Raw genomic sequence first — 1,773 nt, forward strand, 5'->3', positions numbered from 1 at the left:
CTGCTGCGCCGCGGCGACCGCCTCGCCGCCGCGCTGGCGTCCCTCGACGGGACGTGGCGCGAGCTGCGCGGCACGCTCCGCGAGGACGGCGCCGGGATCGTCCGGGCGCGGTCGGCCGCCGCGATGGCCGCGCACGCCCGCTGGATGTACAACGCCGCGCTCGCCCGGACCGAGACGCGCGGCATGCACAAGCGGCTGGACCTGCCCGAGCAGGACCCGGCCCAGCGCCACCGGCTCGTCACCGGCGGCCTCGACGAGGTGTGGACGCGGCCGGAGACCGGGGCCCTGGCGGTGGCGTCGTGATCGAGGTCGTCTCGCGGGACCGCTGCATCGCCTGCGACAAGTGCGTCGAGGTCTGCCCCACCAACGTGTTCGACCGCGGCGCGGACGGCGTCCCGGTGCTCGCCCGGCGGTCCGACTGCCAGACCTGCTTCATGTGCGAGGCGTACTGCCCGGTGGACGCGCTGTTCGTCGACCCGCGCTCGCATCCGCTGCCCGAGCCGCCGGACGAGGCGGCGCTCGCCGCCGACGGGCTCCTCGGCAGCTACCGCGAGCAGATCGGCTGGGGCCGGGGGCGCACCCCCGGCGCCCGGCTCGCGGTGGGGCCCTCGCTGGACCGCGCGGGCGCCCCCCTCACCTCCTGACACCACCCCCGAGACCACGCCAGACCTCTGCGACCCCCCGAAAGGCATCACCGTGAGAATTCCCCGGATGCTGGCCGCCGTCCTGCTCGTCCTCGCCGCGGCGGCGTGCGGTTCGTCCGCGGCCGCCGGCGGCTCCGGGACGCTCCGCGTCGGAGTGATCGGATCGGCCGTCGGCAACAAGCTGACCCGCGCCGTCGGGTTCCTCGACGAGCGCGGCGAGCTGCTGCCCGCGCTGAAGGCCGCCGGCGTCACCAAAATCAAGGTCGCGACGTTCCAGAACGGCCCCGACCTGAACCAGGCGCTCGCGGGCGGCTCCCTCGACATCGGCATGTACGGCGACACGCCCGCGCTGGTCGGGCGCGGCCAGGGCCTGCCGACCCGGCTGCTGTCGCTCAACTCCGTCCGGCTGGACGCCGCCATCGTCGCCAAGAAGGACGGCGGGCCGGCGTCCCTCAAGGACCTGCAAGGCAAGGTGATCGGAGTGCAGACCGGCTCCTACATCCACCGCTACCTGCTCGGCGCGCTGCAGCAGGCGGGGGTGAAGCCGAAGCAGATCATCCACATGTACACCCCCGCGATCATCGCGGCGCTGGAGAAGGGGTCGATCGACGCGGGCGGCCTGGTCTCCGCCGACCAGGCCGCCGAGGAGGCGAAGGGCTACAGGTCGATCGACGTCGCCTCCCGCGACCACCCCGACCTGCTCGGCACGTCCGTCACGGTCGTGACGGAGAAGTACCTGTCCGGGCACAAGGACATCGTCAAGGTGTGGCAGCAGGCCGAGACCAAGGCGTCGCAGGTCGCCAAGGCGAACTGGGCGGGCTACACCGCGTACGTCGCCAAGACCGGCGGGTACGCGCCGCAGGTCACGCTCAAGACGACGCTGAAGGACCAGCTGCCCGACGAGCCGTTCCCCGCGGACGGGCTCAAGCTGCTCGACGGCACCAAGACCTTCCTCGTGCGGCAGAACCTCGTCAAGAAGGACTACACGCTCGACTCCTGGCTCGCCCCCGGAGCGAAGGCGTGATCGAGCTGGACGCCGACGTCCTCGTCCTCGGCGGCGGCCCCGCCGGGGCGTGGGCGGCCCTCGCCGCGGCCGGCGAGGGAGCGCGCGTCGTCCTCGCCGACAAGG

Annotated in this window: 2 protein-coding genes and 1 pseudogene; all 3 read left to right on the forward strand. The window is 73.5% G+C overall.

What is annotated here, in order from left to right; genetic code table 11:
- Positions 1-303, forward strand: a pseudogene (locus tag ABZ914_RS50910) (pyridine nucleotide-disulfide oxidoreductase); the annotation flags it as partial.
- Positions 300-644 carry a 4Fe-4S binding protein gene (locus ABZ914_RS50915; protein ID WP_500201759.1) on the forward strand — a complete coding sequence of 115 codons (345 nt, stop codon included), beginning with the start codon at positions 300-302 and terminating at the stop codon, positions 642-644. The pseudogene ABZ914_RS50910 and the gene ABZ914_RS50915, both read left to right, overlap by 4 nt.
- 67 nt (positions 645-711) lie before the next feature.
- Complete coding sequence (locus ABZ914_RS50920; protein WP_500201760.1) at positions 712-1,668, forward strand: ABC transporter substrate-binding protein; 957 nt, start codon at positions 712-714, stop codon at positions 1,666-1,668.
- Positions 1,669-1,773 lie beyond the last annotated feature (105 nt).

This window comes from Spirillospora sp. NPDC046719 (genome assembly GCF_040645715.1).
Classification (GTDB): domain Bacteria; phylum Actinomycetota; class Actinomycetes; order Streptosporangiales; family Streptosporangiaceae; genus Spirillospora.

What these genes read in the sequence shown, in the direction of transcription:
- ABZ914_RS50920 (WP_500201760.1), top strand. Translation starts at nt 712, where the DNA reads ATGCTGGCCGCCGTCCTGCTCGTCCTCGCCGCGGCGGCGTGCGGTTCG.